2 protein-coding genes are annotated in these 1,682 nt (G+C 58.2%); both read left to right on the plus strand.

Translation table 11 applies throughout. The annotated features are described in order from the left end of the window. Nucleotides 1–1,089: type II toxin-antitoxin system HipA family toxin (locus B7G53_RS22220; protein WP_141396440.1), on the plus strand; the 1,089-nt coding region annotated here is incomplete at its 5' end. 399 nt (nucleotides 1,090–1,488) lie between these two features. After that, the coding region (locus tag B7G53_RS22690; protein ID WP_176491457.1) for an FAD-binding protein at nucleotides 1,489–1,682 on the plus strand (194 nt) is incomplete at its 3' end.

Below are 1,682 nucleotides of genomic sequence, written 5' to 3' on the forward strand. Positions count from 1 at the left end.
GGCGCATTGTTCCCGGCCATGGATATGAACCTGCCCGAGGGGTACTTGTTCATGCAGATCCGCGAGTTCTTCCCAAAGCAGACGATCACCCCTATGCACCTGCTTGCCCTCATGGGCAACAACGGTATCGGTCGGCTGGGCTACCGACTGCCTGATGAGAAAACGCCCACGCATTCCGCGGTGGTCAACAAGGCAGACTTGCTGGCCAGCGGAAACGGCCCGGCTCTCTTCCAGGATCTGATGCGGGCGTACCTGTCTACCGGCGCAGGTATCTCAGGGATCCAGCCAAAAATCATGGTGCCGGACCGCGCAACGATTCCAGTACCAACCCTGATCGTGAAAATGGCGGCCGATCGCTACCCTGGGCTGTCGGCCAACGAATTCCTATGCCTGACTGCTGCCCGAGAGGCCGGCATCGACGTGGCGCAGTTCGACCTCTCGAACGACGGCTCGCTGCTGGTCATCGAGCGATTCGACATTGCTCCGGATGGCTCACGCTTTGGATTTGAAGATGCGGCTTCGCTCATGGGCCAGCGAGTTCGCGACACGCTTTCAGATCGCAAGTACCGCGGCAGCTATGAGAACGTCGCCTCTGCATTGAAGGTGATCAATCTGCCTGACGCTGAGCTCGCGCGGTTCTACGAACAAGTTGCCTTCACGGTGATGGTGCGCAACGGAGATGGGCATCTTAAGAATTTCGGCGTCTTGTACAGCAACACGGCTGACATACGCCTCTCACCGATGTTCGATGTGGTGACCACCTCGATCTATAAGTACCAGCGCTACGACGGGGGCCCCGAGCTGGAGGACCACACCATGGCACTCAAGCTTTTTGCTGGGCCCAAGGGGTCGAGAGTCTACCCGTCCCCTGGCGATTTGCTGGACTTCGGCCGGCGCATCTGCGGAGTCTCAAACCCCAGAGCGGTCATCGAGCGCATTGCCCAAGGCATGGCGCAGGCTCTCGCCTTGTGCCGCAATGATCCCCGCGTTTCAGCGCAGATGCACGCTCAATTAAGCTCGGCATGGGAGCCTGGTTTTGTTTTGGCCAAAGAGATCGCGCGCAGCGCGTTGGTGCCGCCATCCCAATAATTGAATAGAAATGACGATGACGTGTGAATACCATCGAAATTTGACCCGGTTAGAACACAGATTTCCATCCAACCTGACCCACGAAGGCCTTACCCTGTTAGTTTTAAAAGCAGGGGGAAACCAGGAGTGATACCGGTGACCTTCAATCATTGCTGAGGCATAAAAATCGCGATATGGCTGTTCTTCGCGTGTTGGCTTTGACCGTGTCGTGTGATATCACCCACACATCCGCGCCGGGGCCGGCCCTCTTGTCCATTCGACAATGGCAGTTGCGAAAAGCCGGGCAAATCAGGCTGACATAATTGACGATTTGGCAGCGCACAAGACTTCAGGCCGCTCCTGTCACAGAACAGCTGCTGGGGCCGCACGAGCTCACCGCGCAAAGCCATGCGGCTTCTCATGAAACATCTTCCCGTCACACCCCACGCCGAACGCGTACCGCTCTCGGGCGGCAGCACGCCGTCCGAGACCTCACCAAACACGTTTGATGTGCTGATTGTTGGCAGCGGCCTGGCAGGGCTCAGCACGGCGCTGAAGCTGGTTGAAGGAGGCGCTGCGGACTCCACCCCGCTTCGCGTCGCCGTACTGACCAA

This window comes from Polaromonas sp. AET17H-212 (assembly GCF_002379085.1).
Taxonomy (GTDB): Bacteria; Pseudomonadota; Gammaproteobacteria; order Burkholderiales; family Burkholderiaceae_C; genus Polaromonas.